The sequence below is a fragment of the Stenotrophomonas sp. SrG genome, from assembly GCF_050031795.1.
In the GTDB taxonomy this organism is placed as follows: domain Bacteria; phylum Pseudomonadota; class Gammaproteobacteria; order Xanthomonadales; family Xanthomonadaceae; genus Stenotrophomonas; species Stenotrophomonas rhizophila_A.
Window position 1 is genome coordinate 1 of record NZ_JBNBBE010000165.1, and the last position, 285, is coordinate 285.

Annotated in this window: 1 protein-coding gene; it reads right to left on the reverse strand. The window is 68.4% G+C overall.

The window, feature by feature from the left end:
* Nucleotides 1-285, reverse strand: a 285-nt coding sequence (locus ACQG3P_RS19380) for a glycoside hydrolase family 3 C-terminal domain-containing protein (protein WP_426805950.1), incomplete at both ends; no start/stop codon positions are given.

Consider the following 285-nt stretch of genomic DNA (forward strand, 5'->3'; position numbering starts at 1 on the left):
GTTCGATGCCGTCCTGCACGGCCGCTTCCAGGTCGCAGCCGGGCCCGATCTCCAGCAGGCTTTCAGCGCGGATCGCAGCGCGCACGCCGGCTTCCAGGGTGACGTAGCGCGACTTGTCGCCGAACCGCGTCCAGCAGCCTTCGATGTTGTCGCGGTCCTGCACGACCGGGCCGATCAGGGCGATCTTCTGCCCCTCCTTCCGCAGCGGCAGCACGTTGCCTTCGTACTTGAGCAGCACGATGGAACGGCGCGCGGCATCGCGCGACAGTGCGTCATGCGCGGCGA